Annotated in this window: 13 protein-coding genes; 7 read left to right on the plus strand and 6 right to left on the minus strand. The window is 65.1% G+C overall.

Annotation, left to right across the window (positions count from 1 at the left end; translation table 11 throughout):
- A partial coding sequence (locus V0R62_RS23015; RefSeq protein WP_330105353.1) for a contractile injection system protein, VgrG/Pvc8 family occupies positions 1 to 257 on the minus strand: 257 nt, incomplete at its 3' end.
- 357 nt (positions 258 to 614) lie between these two features.
- Here V0R62_RS23015 and yiaY point away from each other — a divergent pair.
- The gene (yiaY, locus tag V0R62_RS23020; protein ID WP_330105354.1) at positions 615 to 1,763 is read left to right on the plus strand and encodes an L-threonine dehydrogenase; all 1,149 of its coding nucleotides are present in this window, start codon (positions 615 to 617) and stop codon (positions 1,761 to 1,763) included.
- 55 nt (positions 1,764 to 1,818) lie between these two features.
- Here yiaY and V0R62_RS23025 read toward each other — a convergent pair whose 3' ends face one another.
- From V0R62_RS23025 to V0R62_RS23040, 4 genes are all read right to left on the minus strand, one after another.
- A complete protein-coding gene (locus V0R62_RS23025) occupies positions 1,819 to 3,012 on the minus strand; it encodes a hypothetical protein (RefSeq protein ID WP_330105355.1) in 1,194 nt (397 codons plus the stop codon).
- An 87-nt stretch (positions 3,013 to 3,099) separates the two neighbouring features.
- Positions 3,100 to 3,567 carry a VOC family protein gene (locus V0R62_RS23030; protein ID WP_330105356.1) on the minus strand — a complete coding sequence of 156 codons (468 nt, stop codon included), beginning with the start codon at positions 3,565 to 3,567 and terminating at the stop codon, positions 3,100 to 3,102.
- Positions 3,568 to 3,836: 269 nt separating this feature from the next.
- On the minus strand, positions 3,837 to 5,456 hold the full coding sequence (locus V0R62_RS23035; protein ID WP_330105357.1) for an NADP-dependent glyceraldehyde-3-phosphate dehydrogenase: 1,620 nt from the start codon (positions 5,454 to 5,456) through the stop codon (positions 3,837 to 3,839).
- Between the two features lie 97 nt (positions 5,457 to 5,553).
- Positions 5,554 to 8,685: a dermonecrotic toxin domain-containing protein gene (locus tag V0R62_RS23040; protein ID WP_330105358.1), complete on the minus strand. Its 3,132-nt coding sequence runs from the start codon at positions 8,683 to 8,685 to the stop codon at positions 5,554 to 5,556.
- Positions 8,686 to 8,821: 136 nt separating this feature from the next.
- On the opposite strand from V0R62_RS23040, the gene V0R62_RS23045 reads away from it, so the two are divergent.
- A complete protein-coding gene (locus tag V0R62_RS23045; RefSeq protein ID WP_408005732.1) occupies positions 8,822 to 11,065 on the plus strand; it encodes a putative bifunctional diguanylate cyclase/phosphodiesterase in 2,244 nt (747 codons plus the stop codon).
- A gap of 162 nt (positions 11,066 to 11,227) precedes the next feature.
- Here V0R62_RS23045 and V0R62_RS23050 read toward each other — a convergent pair whose 3' ends face one another.
- Positions 11,228 to 11,593, minus strand: coding sequence for a response regulator (locus V0R62_RS23050; RefSeq protein WP_330105359.1), 366 nt, complete (start codon positions 11,591 to 11,593; stop codon positions 11,228 to 11,230).
- A gap of 256 nt (positions 11,594 to 11,849) precedes the next feature.
- On the opposite strand from V0R62_RS23050, the gene V0R62_RS23055 reads away from it, so the two are divergent.
- From V0R62_RS23055 to V0R62_RS23075, 5 genes are read left to right on the plus strand one after another with little or no spacing between them, the layout of a single operon-like run.
- Complete coding sequence (locus V0R62_RS23055) at positions 11,850 to 15,317, plus strand: response regulator (protein WP_330105360.1); 3,468 nt, start codon at positions 11,850 to 11,852, stop codon at positions 15,315 to 15,317.
- A 4-nt stretch (positions 15,318 to 15,321) separates the two neighbouring features.
- Positions 15,322 to 16,143: a CheR family methyltransferase gene (locus V0R62_RS23060; protein WP_330105361.1), complete on the plus strand. Its 822-nt coding sequence runs from the start codon at positions 15,322 to 15,324 to the stop codon at positions 16,141 to 16,143.
- The gene (locus tag V0R62_RS23065; protein ID WP_330105362.1) at positions 16,140 to 16,715 is read left to right on the plus strand and encodes a chemotaxis protein CheB; all 576 of its coding nucleotides are present in this window, start codon (positions 16,140 to 16,142) and stop codon (positions 16,713 to 16,715) included. The genes V0R62_RS23060 and V0R62_RS23065 overlap by 4 nt, the downstream gene beginning before the upstream one ends.
- Positions 16,709 to 17,935 carry a hybrid sensor histidine kinase/response regulator gene (locus V0R62_RS23070; RefSeq protein WP_330105363.1) on the plus strand — a complete coding sequence of 409 codons (1,227 nt, stop codon included), beginning with the start codon at positions 16,709 to 16,711 and terminating at the stop codon, positions 17,933 to 17,935. Before V0R62_RS23065 ends, V0R62_RS23070 begins: the two co-directional genes overlap by 7 nt.
- A 44-nt stretch (positions 17,936 to 17,979) precedes the next feature.
- Positions 17,980 to 18,357, plus strand: coding sequence for a response regulator (locus V0R62_RS23075; protein WP_330105364.1), 378 nt, complete (start codon positions 17,980 to 17,982; stop codon positions 18,355 to 18,357).
- Positions 18,358 to 18,403: the final 46 nt, after the last annotated feature.

Genomic DNA, 18,403 nt, shown 5'->3' on the forward strand with positions numbered 1-18,403 from the left:
GAGCCGGTGTCGCCCTGGCTGAAGGCGCTGATCAGGCCGTGGACATGGCGCATCGGGCGCTGGCCGCGCAGGATGGTGAACAGCGCGGGCTTGTCGAGCAGGTGGGCGAAGTCGACGTTGTCTTCGTAGCTGACCAGTTCGAGCACCAGCCTGAACGGGGTGCTGAGGGCTTCGTCGAGGGTGAACGAGACCACTTCGAAAGGGTCCTGGCTGGCCAGGGGCTCGAAGCGGTAGTTCAAGTTGGATTGATGGGTCATGGCACTCCCAGTGTTTATATGTAACTAGTTGTTATCTGGAATTGTCAGGGCTGCTATAGAGTCCGTAGGGCCATGTAAATGGCGAGCAAGAAAATGTCCCTGGCAAAGATGAAGGTCTAGGCTAGAACGCTATTTAAAATAATTAAATAAACTTTGCGTTCTTGTTTTTGTGGGTTTGTAGGATGTTTCTTAGTTGATGTTTTATTGATTGTTATTGCTTGGCAAAAAGGTCCGGCCAGGCACAACTAGATTCGGTATTTCGAACCCCGGCCCGCATCAGTCTTGCCCTGGATCAACGCCTCCACGCCCATTCCGGCGGATGCTGAAAGCCTACCGTCAGCTTGAGAGGATCCGGCCATGAGCAGCACGTTCTTCATCCCCGCCGTGAACATCATGGGCATCGACTGCCTGGACGAGGCTATGGGCGCAATCGCCGGCTATGGCCTGCGCAAGGCGCTGATCGTCACTGACGCCGGGCTGGCCAAGGCCGGCGTCGCCGAGCGCATCGCCGGGATGCTGGCCATGCGCGACATCGATTCGCGGGTGTTCGACGGCGCAAAGCCCAACCCGAGCATCGCCAACGTCGAGGCGGGCCTGGCGATGCTGCGTCGCGAGGGCTGCGACTGCGTGGTTTCGCTGGGGGGCGGCTCGCCCCATGACTGCGCCAAGGGCATCGCCCTGTGCGCCACTAACGGCGGGCATATCAGCGACTACGAAGGCGTGGATCGCTCGACCAGGCCGCAGCTGCCGCTGATTGCGATCAACACCACGGCGGGCACGGCCAGCGAGATGACCCGCTTCTGCATCATCACCGACGAGGCGCGCCACGTGAAAATGGCCATCGTCGACCGCAACGTCACGCCGATCCTCTCGGTCAACGATCCGGCGCTGATGGTCGGCATGCCCAAGGGCCTCACCGCCGCCACCGGCATGGACGCGCTGACCCACGCCATCGAGGCCTATGTCTCCACCGCCGCCACGCCGATCACCGACGCCTGCGCGCTCAAGGCCGTGAGCCTGATCAGCGACAACCTGCGCCAGGCGGTTGCCGATGGCGGCGACCTGGTGGCGCGGGAGAACATGGCCTATGCCCAGTTCCTGGCGGGCATGGCGTTCAACAATGCCTCGCTGGGCTACGTGCACGCCATGGCGCACCAGCTGGGCGGCTTCTACGACTTGCCCCATGGTGTGTGCAACGCGGTGCTGCTGCCCCATGTGCAGCGCTTCAACGCCAAGGTCAGCGCCGCGCGGCTGCGTGATGTGGCCAAGGCCATGGGGGTGAAGGTCTGCGGGCTGGACGCGGAGCAGGGCGCCGGGGCGGCGATCTCGGCCATCGAGCACTTGGCGGCGGCCATCGGCATTCCGGTCGGGCTGGGCGAGCTGGGGGCCAGGGTCGAGGATGTACCGGTGCTCGCGGCCAATGCGTTGAAGGATGCCTGTGGGTTGACCAATCCGCGGGTGGCCAGCCAGGTGGAGATCGAGGCGATCTTCAAGGCGGCGTTCTAGCCCGGGCAAGCCCGCTCCCACAAGGGCCGCGAAATTCGGCCCTTGTGGGGTTTGCTCAGCGTTCGCGCATGAAGAACCCGGCCACGTACTTGCGGAAGGTCTCCAGGCTCTTGAAGTCGGCGTAGCGCTTGAAGTTCTCGGCATCCGGCTCCGGCCCGATCGGCTGCTCCAGCAGCGATACCGACAGCACCCGGTCCTGGTCCGAGGTCAGCACCAGTTCGTCCATCACCTGGCCGCCGATCACCGGGCGGCGCATCAACACCTTTACGCCCTTGCTCGCCATCCAGTCGATCAGCGACACCAGCGCCTTGAGCGGTTCGCGCTCTTCGTCGCGGTACACCGGGAACAGGTGCCCGCGCGACAGCACCGGCACGCTGGCGACATGGATCAGCTCGTAGAAATGGCTGCCGGCGGTGGCCGGCGAGTACAACGCCAGGGCCAGCAGCGGGCCGGAGACGCGGTTGCCGCCCCAGTAGTGGTGATGGCCCTGGAAGTCGAAGCCGTCCTCGCTGCGGTTGTTGAACAGCTTGCGCCCCTTGATCTGGTCGACGCAGTCGAGCAGCAGGCCATGCCGGCGATGGTTGCCGAACACCGTGGCCTCGCGCAGGCGCGCCTTGAGCATCATCATGTGCTTCATGTCCAGGCGCGTTTCCAGGTAGTTGCTGGCCGGCACCCGTTCCAGCAACGGGTAGCGGCCGGCGACGCCGCGCAGCTCGGCGAACTGGGCGGTGAGGTCCTTCTTCAGGTGGGTGGCGTAGACGTTCAGGCCGCTGGCCTCGATCCAGGTCAGCAGCAGCGACAGCAGGCGTTGCTGCTCACGGCGCTCGCCGGGATCGCGTGCTCCGGCGGCCGTTTCGCCATCGCTGGCACGACGGTAGTCGCCGAGCAGCCGCAACGGCGCATCCGGGGCCAGCCAGGCCGCGGGCGGCGTGTTGTCCTCGGCGCTTGCGCCGGCCTCGCGCTCATCCTTACTGAACGGGCAGCCCGGGGTATGTTCGGGGGTGTCAGGGTTGTTGCGCAGGAACAGGGTGCCGGTGTTGCCGTTCAGCGATACGTTAAGCACCGGCAGGGCATCCTGGCGGCAATCGCAGGCCAGCCACTGGTTGGCGCTGCGCACTTTCATCAGCCACTGGTTGGCCTGCAGCAGGCGGGGGCCGGTCAGGGCGCCGGTGGCGAAGCTGGCCAGCAGTTCCTCTTCGGCCAGGGTCAGGCTGCGCACCTGCGCGCCGGATTTTTCGATGATACGCATTGAGAGGCAGCTCCAAGCTACAAGCCTCAAGCTTCCAGCAAAGCGCGACGGCTTTCAACTTGAAGCTTGCGGCCTGGAGCCTGCCGCTCACTGGCCGCTGAACAGCTTGGCGGCGCGGGCGCGGATTTCCTCGGGGGTGAGGTCTTCCTTGTGGGTGGAGACGAACCACAGGTTGTTGAACGGATCCATCAGGGTGCCGCTGCGGTCACCGTAGAACTGGTCCTGCACTTCCCGCACTTGTGTCGCGCCAGCACGTAGGGCCTGGGCATAGACTGTGTCGCAGTCCTCGACATACAGGTGCAGGCCGACCCCCGGGGCCTCGAGGTCCTCGCTGGGCTTGAGGCCGCCCTCCATGTCACAGGGTGAGCCGAGCATCAGCGACGAGTCGCCGATTTTCAGCTCGGCATGGCCGATGCTGCCGTCAGGGCCTTCGAGGCGGAACATCTCGATGGCGCCGAAGGCCTTCTTGTAGAACTCGATGGCCTTGGCGGCCTCCCTGATGCCGAGGTAGGGGGTGATGCTGCGCTGGCCTTCGGGGATGGGTTTGACTGCCATTTTCGTAAGCTCCTTTCACGTGGGTTGTTGTTTGCAACATCCTGGTGATTAGAGTCGTCTACGTGAATGGAAAATCGACAGTCGCGTTATATCGATTGTCGATTAAAAAACCGGTTTTGGGACTGACGCGGTCAGGGTAGGAGCGGCCTTGTGCCGCGAAAGGGCTGCGTAGCAGCCCCGGCGATCAATGCATCAATGCTGAAATCCAGGGGCCGCTGCGCGGCCCTTTCGCGGCACAAGGCCGCTCCTACAGGGGGAGTGCAGGAGATTTAGAAGATGTAATCGGTCGTCAGGAAACTCGACTGCCGATTACGGATGATCTCGCTGATCAGTTCCTTGTTCGCCTCCTGGAACTTGGTCGCCACCAAAGTACGGATGGAGAACACCCGCAGCGCATCATGCACCGACAAGGTTCCCTCGGCGCTGTTCTTGCGGCCGTTGAACGGGTAAGTGTCCGGCCCGCGCTGGCACTGGGCGTTGAGGTTGATCCGACCGACCTGGTTGGCGAAGGTGTCGACCAGCGCGCCGACGGTCTCGGGGTCGTTGCCGAACAGGCTCAGTTGCTGGCCGTAGTCGGAGTCGAGCACGTAGTCGATCACCGTCTGCAGGTCGCGGTAGGGCACCACCGGCACCAGCGGGCCGAACTGTTCCTCGTGGTAGACACGCATGTCCTGGCTGACCGGGTAGAGCAGGGCGGGGTAGAAGAACGAGCCACGGCTGTGCCCGCCGCCTTCATTGAGTACCCGTGCGCCCTTGGCGGTGGCGTCGGCCACCAGGCCGTCGAGGTAATCGACCTTGCCCGGCTCCGGCAGCGGCGTCAGCGCCACCCCGGGCTCCCAGGGCATGCCCGGCTTGAGCGCGGCGAGCTTGCGCTGGAACTTGTCGAGGAACGCATCGACCACGTCTTCGTGCACGAACAGGATCTTCAACGCCGTGCAGCGCTGGCCGTTGAACGACAGGGCGCCGGTGACGGCCTCCTCGACGGCGTTGTCCAGGTCGACCTGGGGCAGGACGATGCCGGGGTTCTTGGCGTCCAGGCCCAGGGCCGCGCGCAGGCGGTGCGGACGTGGGTGGAGTTTCTTCAGGTCGCTGGCGGCCTTGTGGGTGCCGATGAAGGCGAACACATCGACCTTGCCACTGGCCATCAGCGCGCTGACAGTCTCGCGGCCACGCCCGTAGATGACGTTGATCACCCCCGGCGGGAAGCTGTCGCGGAAGGCCTCGAGCAACGGACGGATCAACAGCACGCCGAACTTGGCTGGCTTGAACACCACGGTGTTGCCCATGATCAGGGCCGGGATCAGCGTGGTGAAAGTTTCGTTGAGCGGGTAGTTGTAAGGGCCCATGCACAGCGCCACGCCCAGCGGCGCGCGGCGGATCTGACCCAGTGTGCCCTGTTCGAGCTCGAAGCGGCTGGAACGGCGGTCGAGATCCTTGAGCGCGTCGATGGTGTCGACGATGTAGTCGCAGGTGCGGTCGAACTCTTTTTCCGAGTCCTTGAGGTTCTTGCCGATCTCCCACATCAGCAGCTTGACCACCGCCGTGCGCTGCTCGCGCATGCGTGCCAGGAAGGCCTCGACATGCTGGATGCGCTCGGCCACGCGCATGTTCGGCCAGGCGCCGCGGCCCTTGTCGTAGGCGGCGACGGCCGCGTCGAGGGCGGTGAGCGCGGTGTCGGCGTCCAGCAGCGGCGCGCTACCGAGGATCACCTGGCGTTCGCTGTCACCTTCCTTGAGCCACACCGGGCTGCGCACGGTGGCCAGCGGGCCGTCCCAGCGGCGCAGCTCGCCGCCGACCAGGTAGTCGCGTTGCTCCAGCGGCGCGCCCAGGCGCCAGGCTTCGGGGATGTCCTCGAGGGCGGGAAACAGCGAATCGAGCAAACGGTCCATGGGTACTGCACCTCTCAAATCCGGATGATGAAACGCTTCAGCCTGCGAGCATGCGCCGACCGGCTGAAAATTGCCAGTCTGGCGCAGCCGCACGCGGTCATTCCTCGAAGGGCGGCGGGAACACCTCGTCGTCCATCAGCCGCATCGCGCCGATCGACAGGCCATAGTCCATGGCCCGAGGGTCGGCGAACGTGCGCAGGCGCTGCCACAGCTGCGGCTGAGTGTAGTCCGGCAGGTCCTGCAGCCCGCGCAGGTCGCGGCGATATTGCAGCGGCAGGGCGTTCCAGATGTTCCAGTCGTCGACATCGGTGTCCTCCAGCATCTCTTCGTACTCGGCGTCGGCCACCAGCAAGTCGACGCCATTGCGCTCGTAGTAGGCCTGGATCTGCTGGCTGACGCGCTCGCTGAGTTCGGCGCTCTCCAGCCACAGAGCCTGGCCTGCGACCCGCGACAAGCGCAGGTCGTCCGGCAAATGGGTGAAGTGGTTATCGCGCAGATCGAAAATGATGGGTCGCCAGTCGTCATCGTTGCGGATGCCGGCTGGCCAGTCGGCCAGTTCGCAGGTGTTGAGATTGAGCATGTCCAGCACGGCCAGGCGGCTCAGGTCCGGGCTGCGGGCCAGCGGGTTGTGCGACAGGTCGAGCAAGCGAAGGTGGTCGAGGCGATCCAGGGCAACCTGGTTGGCGTCGTTCCAGAGGATGCTGTTGCCTTGCATATCGAGCCATTCCAGAGAGTGCGGCACGGCGACCGCTGGTATTTGCTCGAAGTCGCAGTTCATCAGGTGCAGGCGTTGCAGGTGGGGAAACCGTTCGAGGAACTCCGCGGGCAGTTCGCTCAGGGCGGGGTTGGCGGTCAGGTCGATGCGCTGGATATGGGTGAAGCGATTAGGTAGCGCCAGCGAGGCCAGGTCCTGGTTGGTCAGGTTCAAGTCGGTCAGGCTGATCAGGTGGATAACCCGGCCTTCTTCCTCTGAGTACTCCGAGATCCGTTGCCAGTTGCTCACCAACCGTCGTGCGGCGGCCTGGCGCAGCGGGTTGTTGCCTGCCCAGGCACGCATCTGGTCGCGGAATGCAAGCAGTTGCCGCTCCAGTTCGGCGAGCTGCTGCGCCGGATCCAGGCCGGCCTCGAACCATTGGGTCAGTTGCTCGTTGACCTGGAAATCGGCTGTTTCGGGGTAGAGCGCGCGGTAGCGGCGAAAGAACGCGCCGACGTCGATGCGCTGTGCGGGTGGAGCAGGCTCGTCCATGCCACCGCGCAATTGGCCATGGTTGCCCCAACCTGGCGTCGAGTCGTTTAGTAGACTTCCAGCCATGGCACGGTCCGACAGGGCCAGGGTGTGGATCTTGCGGCGCAACTCATCGACATTGGTGGCGGTCATGCCAAGTGCCGCACGGTCGTCGGAGGACAGCGCCTGCATGAGCGCACGGCAGAGGTCGTGGTCCTGTTGCAAAGGGACCGGTCGATCTCCGAGGTAGGCTTCATAGCCCTCGGCTGACTTGAGCACCGTGCAGACGCGGCTGGCGTCGCTGGTGCCAGCGGCAAGCAGTAGTGGGCCTTGGGGGGACGCGGCCCGCAGTTCCAGGCGCAGATGCTCCGGCCAGCCGCGCAGTCGCGGCATCACATTGATGATCAGCCGCTCGCTCAGCAGGCTGGCCTGATCGGGAAGATACAACCCTTTCAGTGCATGCTTCAGGACGCTTTCGTCACGCTGGACAGCCTGATCGACGCGCCGCAGGCGCTGGCTGCCGTCTTTGAGGGTAACGGGTTCGAGGCTTTCCATCAGCGGACTGCTGGCTAGGTGTGACGCGGCCTTGCCAGCCAGGTGCAAGCCGCCGATCAATGCCAGGTTCAGGCCCACCGACTGGAGGTGGGCCATGGCCTGCACGCGGTCACCGACCTGCCAGGATTCATAACCTTCGTAGGCTTCATCCAGCAGCTGGTAGGCAATCACCGCTGTCATGAGCGTGCCCAAGGCGGGGACGAACATGCCGGCGATCATCAGCATGTCGAGGCCGGCGCTGTCCCAGAGGGCCTTGCGTGCCTTGAGCGCCTGTTCATCGGCCTGCGCGGTGGGCACGGCCAGTTGCCGGGCTTCGTGCTTCAGGCGTGCAACGTGGTCGTCATGAAGGAAGTCGTACAGGTCTGCGGCGATGGGCAGGGTACGCAAGCGCAGGTCGCCACCAGCATTCTGACGCAGGCGGCTGGCGAACTGGCCCTGCTGCTCGCTTGGCACATAAGCCATGAACGCTTGGCGAAACAGCGCTTGCTGCAAATCGCTGCGTAACTGGCGATGCAGGGTTTCGAGGTTGTCTAAGGCGCGCAGGCTGTATGTCTGTCCCGGCAGGTAGAGCACGATGCCCGAAGTGCCGGTGTCAATCAGCATCGCCTCGTGCAGGGTGATGCCGAACAGGCTCAGTTGGCTGCAGGGCAGTGCCTTGCCATCGTCCAGCAGCGCCTGTAGCGCATCCCATCCCGCACCACTGAGCTGGTGGCGCATGCGCGCCAGGTCGGCCGCCAGGCGCAGGTTGTCCTGGTGAACGCGCAGTGCCGCCGGGTGCACGCCAGACGCGGCGAAGGCGGTATCGAGGTGATCCTGGTACGCCTGGCCAAGATCTAGCTCGCGGCAGGTCCTGGCGAAAGCCTCGGGGGTGAGCGCCAGGGCCTTGACCCGGATCTGCTCCGAGGGCAGGTCGATGTCGACTTCGGTTTCGCTGTCGCCCAGGGTCGTCTTGCCGGTGACCACGGTCTGGCTGACCTGCCAGTCGCCGTCCAGGGCGAGGGCGCTGTCACGGCTGAAGGTCACGGTGTCGCTGAAGTTGTGCAGGGCGGCTTCGAGCAGGCTGCGCTGTTCGTGGTGAGTGAGGTAGACCTGGAAGCTGTAGAGATGCTTCACCCAGACCAGCGACGTGCTGCGCAGTGGTGCGTTGAATGCATGTTGCGTGCGCAGGCGCTCGGCAAGCAGGGGCTCGGCGAATTCGTTGATGTTCTTCAGACCTCGCAGGTGCCGTGCCAACGCCCGCTGCGTATGCATCAGGCGCGCCTGGCTGGCCTCGACCGCCTCGCGCAGGTGTGGCGCGGCATTGGCGAACCAGGCCGCCTCGGCGCCGGGCCGGCCCTGCGCCGGCAGGATGGCGCCGCTCAGTCGCTGCCAGTGTTCGGCGTCGGCCTCCCGTGCCCAGGCGGGCAGTTGGCGTTGCAAAAGGGCTTGATGTGGGTTGGGGGCTGTCATCTGTGTCTCCTTGCAAAGCGCACATCAGAGCAGCCGTGACGGACTTGTCGGTGGTACATGTTTGTACTGGCAAAACAGGCCTCAATATTGGCCGCGCAGCGCCGATAACTGCGTAATTGCCTGCCATCGCCTGCCTATGATCACTCCCCAGCCCCCACAAGATCCCACGCCAGCCCCAACCGGGACCTTGCGCCAATCGCTCAATCGCCTGCTGCCGGTCGGTCTCGCCCTGGTGGGCATCGGCCTGTCGGTCGTCCTGGGGCACCTGGATGCGCAGCGCGAGCGCACTGAGCAACTGGGCAATCTCGCGGCCCGCCTGGCGGGAATGCGTGGCGCCCTGGAAGCCCAGCTGGGTGCGGCATTCGGCGAGGCCGAGGGCATCGCCCAACTGATCAGCGCCGATGGCGGCATCAGTCCGGCGCATTTTCACGGCATGGCCCGCGATGCCTTGCAGTCGGTCCCCTACATGCGTCATATCGCACTGGCGCCGGGGGATGTGATCGGCGATGTCTATCCGATGGCGGGCAACGAGCAACTGATAGGGCTGGACTATCGCCAACTGCCGGATCAGTTCCCGCTGGTGCGATCGGCCCGTGACCAGGCCCAGCCGATTCTGGCCGGTCCGCTGCAGCTGTACCAGGGCGGTCGGGCGCTGATCTACCGGCGCCCGGTGTTCGTTACCGGCAAGCGCGGCGTGCGCTTTTACTGGGGTAATGTGTCGATCGTCGCCGATATCGATCGCTTGCTGCTTACGGCAGGGTTACGCCCGGATACCGAATTCGAGGTTGCCGTGCGGGGCGGCGACGGCAAAGGCGCAGAGGGCGCGCTGATCTGGGGCGACCCGCAGCTGTTCGAGACGTCGCAGGTGAAGATGACCGTGGAGGTGCCGGGCGGCGTCTGGCAACTGGTGGCAGCACCACGGGGCGGCTGGTCGGGGCTGGACCTGTTCGGCTCGCCGCTGTTCCTGTTCGCCCTGAGCTGCACGGGGCTGTTCAGCGTGTTCGTCGCCCAGCTCAACCGTAAGCAGCGCCTGCTCGAACAGCGTAACCGCGAGCTGCAGCGCTACCAGGCCCAGCTCGAGCGTCTGGCCCACTACGACACCATCACCGGGCTGCCTAACCGGATCCTGTTCCAGCAACAACTGGGCGCGGCGATTCTGCAAGGGCATGGCCTGGCGGTGCTGATGCTCGATATCGACGGCTTCAAGCAGGTCAATGACAGCCTAGGGCACCCGATGGGCGACCTGTTGCTGCAGCAGGCGACCGCGCGTTTCCTGCAGGAGCTCGACAGCCAGGATCGCCTCTGTCGCCTGGGCGGCGACGAATTCGTGTTCATGTTGCAAGGCGCCCAGGGCCAGGTGAACCACCAGATTCGTGCCTTGTTGCGTTGCCTGCAGCGGCCGTTCGACCTCAATGGCAACGCCGCCCTGGTCACCGGCAGCATCGGCCTGGCCTGGTGCCCGCAGCACGGCGAGGACGCCGACAGCCTGCTGCGCCACGCCGACACTGCCATGTACGCGGCCAAGGAAGCGGGGCGCGATGCCTGGCGCCCCTATCACCCGGACATGACCGAGCGCCTGCAGCAGCGCCTGGAGCTGGAGCGCAACCTGCGCCGGGCGCTGGAGCACAACGAATTCGAATTGTGGTACCAGCCCAAGGTCGATCTGTTCAGCGGGCAGTTGGAGGGCGTCGAGGCCCTGCTGCGCTGGCGCGACCCCGAGCATGGCCTGGTCTCGCCGGGGGAGTTCATTCCCCTGGCCGAGCGCACCGGGTTGATCATCCCGCTGGGCGAGCGGGTGCTGGAGCTGGCCTGCGCGCAACTGGCCGAGTGGCGCGCAGGCGATGGTTTGCCCGGGCCGCTGGCGATCAACGTCGCGGCTCTGCAGATCGAGCGTAGCGACTACGTCACCAGCCTGGCCTCGGCGCTGGAACGCCATGGCCTGCCGGCCAATCTGCTGGAAGTGGAAATCACCGAGAGCCTGCTGATGGAAAGCCAGCAGCAGGCCTGCGCGGTGCTGGCGCAGTTGCAGGCCATGGGCGTGGCCACGGCGGTGGACGACTTCGGCACCGGTTATTCGTCGCTGGCCTATCTGCGAGCGTTGCCGATCGATCACCTGAAGATCGACCGTGCCTTCATCAAGGACCTGCCCGGGGACGACGACGCGGTGGCCATCGCCAGGGCGATCATCGACCTGGGCCATGCCCTGGGTTTTCGCATCACCGCCGAAGGCATCGAAACCCAGGAGCAATACGATTTCCTGCGCCATGCCGGCTGCGACCAGGGCCAGGGCTTCTTGCTCGGACGACCGATGCCAGCCGAGGCGCTGCGCCGCTGGCTGGCCGACAACCACGAACGGCGGCATCGTCCGCCGGGGCGCTAGTGTCCTGTCTCGGAAATAAGCTGTTCACTTTTGGCGGCGTCTTGGGCGCCCGGCCTGCGTTGCCACTCCTCGCCATAGCCCTGCTATGACTCGTCGCGGCGCCTTGGCCGAACACCCAAGCCACTCGCCAAAAGAGAACGTATTTCCGAGACAGGACACTAGTCACAGTCCGTCGATGGAGGTTTGGTCGAGAATCTCCAGCACCTTGTCGCGTAGTTGATCGATGCTGAACGGCTTGCCGATCAGGTGCATGCCCTCGGGCACCGCGAAGCTCTCGGCGTAGCCGCTGGCGAACAGCACCGGCAGCAATGGCCGGGCCTCGCGGGCCTTGGCGGCCAGTTCCTCGCCGCGCAGGTCGGGCAGGCCGACGTCGGTCATCAACAGCGCCAGGGGCTGGTCGGGATCCTCGATGATCTTCAGCGCCGCGCCGGCGCTGTCGGCCTCGATGGCGGTGTAGCCCAGTTCGTCGAGCACTTCGACAATCAGCATGCGTACGATGTCGTCGTCTTCGACTACCAGAAGGTGCATGGTGCGGATCCTGTTTCGATGGATTGTCTCTACTCTGTGCGCAAGGCGGTGGCAGAAGTTCCCAATCTTAACGGCACGGGTAAAGAGATGGAACGATTGCCGCAGACAGGCTTCAAATACTGGCTAAATGCCCTGCCAGATCCGCCAAAGCTGGTTAGACTCGCTGTATTCCCCCGGTCGGTCTGGCGCAGGGCAACCCTTACACGATGTAGACGCCAGTCTGTTCAATGGACTTTTTTCACTCGGGCACTTTCAGATGATTCAAGCAGCCTCGATGGACCAACGCAGCTTTCGCAAACTGCTGAGCCGCAACGTCGGCCTGCCCCTGGGCGTGGGGCTCCTGGGCGCCGTGGCGTTTGTCGCGGTGATCAACTACCTGCTCTCGGCCATGCAGTGGGTCGAGCACACCGACCGGGTGATCGGCAATGCCAACGAGACGATCAAGCTTTCGATCGACATGGAAACCGGCATGCGCGGCTACCTGCTGACCGGCGAGGAGCGTTTCCTCGATCCGTACGAGGTGGCCAAGCCGCGCATCTTCGGCAGCCTGGACAGCCTGAAGGAAATGGTCGCGGACAACCCCCAGCAGGTCGACCGCATCGACCGCATCGCGGCCTTGCAGCGTGAATGGAACACCTTCGGCAACGAGATGATCAGCCAGCGCCGCAGCCAGGGCGATGTGCAAGCGTCGATCGGCCGTGGCCGCGGCAAGCGGCTGACCGACGAGATCCGCAAGGAGTTCGACACCTTCATCAATACCGAGCAGCAACTGCGCACGACGCGCAACGAGACGGTGAGCAGGGTCACGGTCACCGCGATCTCGGCCTTCGTGCTGTTCATCGTCGCCCTGAGCGCCTTGCTCGCCTACCTGGGGCGTCGTGACTTGCTGGCGCTGTCGTCCAGCTATGTGTCGAACCTGGAGGCCCAGCAACGCGCCGCCGAGCGCCTGGAGCACCAGGCCTGGCTGCGCGCCGGGCAGACCCAGCTGGCCGAGCAAGTGCTGGGCCAACTGACCCTGCCCATGCTCGGCGACAATATCCTGCGCTTCTTCGCCGGTTACCTGGGCAGTGTGGTCGGCGCGCTTTACGTGCGCGACGAGCATGGCCAGTTGGTGCGGGTCGCCACTTATGGCCTGGACGCCGAGCAGCAGGGGAGCGAGCCGCGCCTGGGCGATCATGCCGGTCTGCTAGGCGAGGCGGTGGTTCAGGCGCGCCTGCTGCGCCTGGACGAGCTGCCCGAGGACTACTACCGCTTGAGCTCGGGCCTGGGCCAGGGCCTGCCACGCAGCGGCGTGCTGGTACCGTCCCAGGACGACGGTCGGGTCAATGGTGTATTGGAGCTGGGCTTCCTGCGCACGCTGCAGGAGCGCGATGTGGAGCTGCTGGAGCGGATCACCGAGAACCTGGGCATCTCCATCGAGAGCGCGCGCTACCGTCAGCGCCTGCAGGAGGTGCTGGCCGAGACCCAGCAGCTCAACGAGGAGCTGCAGGTGCAGCAGGAGGAGCTCAAGACCGCCAACGAAGAGCTCGAGGAGCAGTCGCGGGTGCTCAAGGAGTCCCAGGCCCATCTGGAGACCCAGCAGGCGGAACTGGAACAGACCAACGAGCAGCTGGCCGAGCGCACCGAGGCCCTGGACCGCAAGAACAGCGAGCTGAACCAGGCCCAGGTCGAGCTGCAGGCCCGCGCCGACGACCTGCAGCGTTCGAGCAAGTACAAGTCCGAGTTCCTTGCCAACATGTCCCACGAGCTGCGCACGCCGCTCAACAGCTCGCTGATCCTGGCCAAGCTCTTGTCCGAGAACGCCGAGGGCAACCTCAGCGAGGAGCAGGTCAAGTTCGCCGAGTCGATCTACTCGGCCGGCAACGACCTGCTGAACCTGATCAACGATATCCTCGACATCGCCAAGGTCGAGGCCGGCAAGCTCGAGGTGCGCGCCGAGAGCACGCCGCTGGAGCGCCTGGTCGACGGGCTGCGGGGCATGTTCCAGCCGCTGGCCCAGGACAAGGGCCTGGCCTTCGAGGTCAAGCTTGACCAGCCGCTGCCGGCGAGCCTGTTCACCGACCGTCAGCGCCTGGAGCAGATCCTCAAGAACCTGCTGTCCAACGCCATCAAGTTCACCGAACGTGGCCAGGTCAGCCTGGGCATCAGCCACCAGGCCGGGCTGGGCATCGTCTTCGCCGTGCGCGATACCGGCATCGGCATCGCCGCCGACCAGCAGCAGGCGATCTTCGGCGCCTTCCACCAGGTCGATGGCACCAGCAACCGCCGCTACGGCGGCACCGGGCTGGGCCTGTCGATTTCCCGTGACCTGGCGCACTTGCTGGGCGGGCAGATCAACGTCGACAGCAGCCCGGGGCAGGGCAGCGTGTTCAGCCTGATCCTGCCCGAGCACTTCGAGCCGTCGGCGCAGCAGGTCGAGGTGCACAGCCTGCGCCCGGCGGTCGACGAACTGCCGCCGGCGCCGCCGGTACCGGTGCCGGTGCGCACCGAGCGCCCGGCCCCGGCCTTCGCCGACGACCGCGCCCAGGCGCCGTTCGCCAACCGCTGCATCCTGGTGATCGAGGACGAGCCGAACTTCGCCCGCATCCTTTTCGACCTGGCCCACGAACTGGGCTACAGCTGCCTGGTGGCCCATGCTGCCGACGAAGGCTTCGAGCTGGCCGCGCAGTACCTGCCCGACGCCATCCTGCTGGACATGCGCCTGCCCGACCATTCCGGGCTCACCGTGCTGCAGCGCCTGAAAGAGCAGGCCGGCACCCGGCACATTCCGGTGCACATCATCTCGGTGGAGGACCGCGTCGAGGCGGCCATGCACATGGGCGCGGTGGGCTACGCGGTCAAGCCCACCAGCCGCGAGGAGCTCAAGGCGGTGTTCGGCCGCCTGGAGGCCAAGCTCACGCAGAAGCTCAAGCACATCCTGCTGGTCGAGGACGACGACCTGCAGCGCGAGAGCATCGCCCGCCTGATCGGCGACGACGACATCCAGATCACCGCCGTGGCCATGGCCCAGGACGCCCTGGCACTGCTGCGCGAGAACATCTACGACTGCATGATCATCGACCTCAAGCTGCCCGACATGCTCGGCAACGAGCTGCTCAAGCGCATGACCGCCGAGGACATCCGCAGCTTCCCGCCGGTGATCGTCTACACCGGGCGCAACCTCACCCGCGAGGAAGAGGCCGACCTGCTCAAGTATTCGCGCTCGATCATCATCAAGGGCGCGCGTTCGCCCGAGCGCCTGCTCGACGAGGTGACGCTGTTCCTGCACAAGGTCGAGTCGCAGCTGTCCAACGAACGCCAGCGCATGCTCAAGACCGCGCGCAGCCGCGACAAGGTGTTCGAGGGGCGCAAGGTCCTGCTGGTGGACGACGATGTGCGCAACATCTTCGCCCTGACCAGCGCCCTGGAGCACAAGGGCGCCATCGTCGAGATCGGCCGCAACGGACGCGAGGCCATCGAGTGCCTGGAGGCCAACGACGACATCGACCTGGTGCTGATGGACGTAATGATGCCGGAGATGGACGGCTACGAGGCCACTCGCCTGATCCGCCAGCAGCCGCGCTGGCGCAAGCTGCCGATCATCGCCGTGACCGCCAAGGCGATGAAGGACGACCAGCAGCGCTGCCTGCAGGCCGGGGCCAACGACTACCTGGCCAAACCGATCGACCTGGACCGCCTGTTCTCGCTGATCCGGGTCTGGCTGCCGCAATTGGAGCGAATCTGAAATCTTGACCAGTGAACGCAACACCGATATCGAGATCCGGCTGCTAATCGAGGCGATCTACCTCAAGTACAGCTACGATTTTCGCGATTACTCCGGCGCCTCGATCAAGCGCCGGATTCTTCACGCCGTGCGCCAGTTCGACTGCCGCACGGTGTCGGCGCTGCAGGAGCGGGTGCTGCACGATCCGGGCATGTTCCTCGAGCTGCTGCAGTACCTGACGATCCCGGTCAGCGAGATGTTCCGCGACCCCGGGCATTTCCTCGCGCTGCGCAACGAAGTGGTGCCGCTGCTGCGCACCTGGCCGTCGCTGAAGCTGTGGATCGCCGGCTGCAGCACCGGCGAGGAGGTGTACTCCATGGCCATCCTGCTGCGCGAGGAAGGCCTGCTGGAGCGCACCATACTTTACGCCACCGACATCAACCCGCACTCGCTGGAGCGCGCCAAGCAGGGCATCTACTCGATGCAGAGCATGCGCGAGTACGAGGAGAACTACCGCAAGGCCGGTGGCCGACGGGATTTCTCCGAGTACTACACCGCCGCCTACGGCAACGCCATCATGGACTCCAGCCTGCGCGACAACGTGACCTTCGCCGACCACAGCCTGGCCACCGACAGCGTGTTCTCCGAGACCCAGCTGGTGTCGTGCCGCAACGTGCTGATCTACTTCAACAAGGGCCTGCAGGACCGCGCCCTGGGTCTGTTCCACGAGTCGCTGTGCCACCGCGGCTTCCTGGTGCTGGGCAGCAAGGAATCGGTGGACTTCTCGGCCTACAGTGAAGGCTTCGAGCCGCTGGTACGGCCCGAGCGGATCTACCGCAAGGCATGAACGGCGTGCGCGCGATCGTCATCGGTGCCTCGGCGGGCGGCGTCACGGCCCTGTTCAGTGTGCTCGGCGCATTGCCGACGGCTTTCGCCATCCCGGTGCTGTGCCTGCTGCACCTGCCGGACGACCGCCACAGCCAGCTCGCCGAAGTGCTGCAGCGGCGCTTGCGCCGACCGGTGCGCGAAGCCCTGGACAAGGCGCGGATCGAACCGGGGCTGATCTACGTGGCGGGGCCGGGTTATCACTTGTCTGTCGAGCGCGACTTCAGCTTCTCGCTCAGCCAGGAAGCGCCGGTGCATTTTTCGCGCCCGGCGATCGATTTTCTCTTCGAGTCGGCCGCCGATGCCTATGGCCCGGGCTTGCTCGGCGTGCTGCTCACCGGGGCCAACGAAGACGGTGCCCGGGGGCTGTTGCGCATCAGACAAAGCGGTGGCCGGACGGTTGTCCAGGACCCCCGCGACGCACAGGTTGCGTTGATGCCGGAGGCCGCCCTGGCCCTGCACGACCCTGACCATATTCTTTCCCTGAGCGGTATCGGGCAGTTGCTCGCCACCCTGGAACCCAGCGCATGCTAAGCCATATCACCGCGAAACTGCTGATCGTCGATGACCTGCCGGAAAACCTGCTGGCCCTCGACGCCCTGATCCAGGGCGAGGACCGCGAGGTGCACCAGGCGCAGTCCGCCGAGCAGGCCTTGTCGCTGCTGCTCGAACACGAGTTCGCCTTGGCCATTCTCGATGTGCAGATGCCGGGCATGAACGGCTTCGAACTGGCCGAACTGATGCGCGGCACGGACAAGACCCGCAGCATTCCCATCGTTTTCGTCAGCGCCGCCGGGCGCGAGATGAACTACGCCTTCAAGGGCTACGAGAGCGGCGCCGTGGACTTCCTGCACAAGCCGCTGGACACCTTGGCAGTGAAGAGCAAGGTGTCGGTGTTCGTCGACCTGTTCCGCCAGCGCAAGGCCCTGGATCGGCAGTTGCAGGCCCTGGAACAGGGCCGCCAGGAGCAGGAGCTGCTACTGGGCCAGCTGCAGGTGGCACGGGGCGAGCTGGAGCACGCGGTGCGCATGCGCGATGACTTCATGTCGATCGTCTCCCATGAGGTGCGCACGCCGCTCAACGGATTGATCCTGGAAACCCAGCTGCGTCGCCTGCACCTGGCCCGGGGCAACCTGGCGGCGTTCAGCGAGGACAAGCTCAAGGCCATGGTCGAGCGCGATGAGCGCCAGATCAACAGCCTGATTCGCTTGGTCGAGGACATGCTCGATGTGTCGCGGATCCGTACCGGCAAGCTGTCGATCCGCCCGCGGACCTTCGACCTCGGGCAACTGGTGCGGGGCCTGGTGGAGAACTTCGCCGCCCAGGCCGGCGCCGTGGACACGCCCCTCGAATTGCAGCGTTGCGACACCTTGCCGGGGGAGTGGGACGAGTTCCGAATTGAACAAGTGGTGGCCAACCTGCTGTCCAATGCCTTGCGCTATGGTGATCGCAAACCGGTGCAGGTGCGGGTGTTCGAAGCGGGCGAGATGGCCTGCGTGCAGGTGCAGGACCATGGCATCGGCATCGATGCCCAGCACCTGCAGCGGATCTTCCAGCAGTTCGAGCGCGTCGCCGCGCAGCAGGCCACGGGTGGGCTGGGGCTGGGCCTGTACATCTCCGAGCAGATCGTCCTGGCCCATGGCGGGCGGATCCAGGTCGACAGCCAGGCCGGCGTCGGTTCGACCTTCACCGTGCATCTGCCGCTGTCGGCGCAGTCGCCACATTGCGACCCGGCCCGCGCAACCTCTGCGTAGTGCTGGGGTCTGATGGCCAACCTGTTGAATACGAAGGCGTTGTCATGAGTGAAGATGCACAAGACGTGGTACTGGTGGTCGAGGACGAGCCGGCGATCCGCATGATCCTGCGCGACTACCTGGCCGGCGAGGGCTACCACGTGCTGGTGGCCGAAGATGGCGAGCAGGCGTTCGCGATCCTGGCGAGCAAGCCGCACCTGGACCTGATGGTCACCGATTTCCGCTTGCCGGGCGGGATTTCCGGGGTCGAGATCGCCGAGCCGGCGGTGAAGCTGCGCCCGGACCTGAAGGTGATCTTCATCAGTGGCTACCCGGCGGAGATCGTCGAATCGGGCAGCCCGATCGCGCGCCAGGCGCCGATCCTGGCCAAGCCGTTCGACCTGGATACTTTGCACGAGCAGATTCAGGTGTTGTTGCGCTAGTGTTAGTGCGTGGCGGGGGCGTGGGAGCGGGCTTGCCCCGCGAACA

Source organism: Pseudomonas carassii, assembly GCF_036324045.1.
Lineage (GTDB): Bacteria > Pseudomonadota > Gammaproteobacteria > Pseudomonadales > Pseudomonadaceae > Aquipseudomonas > Aquipseudomonas peradeniyensis.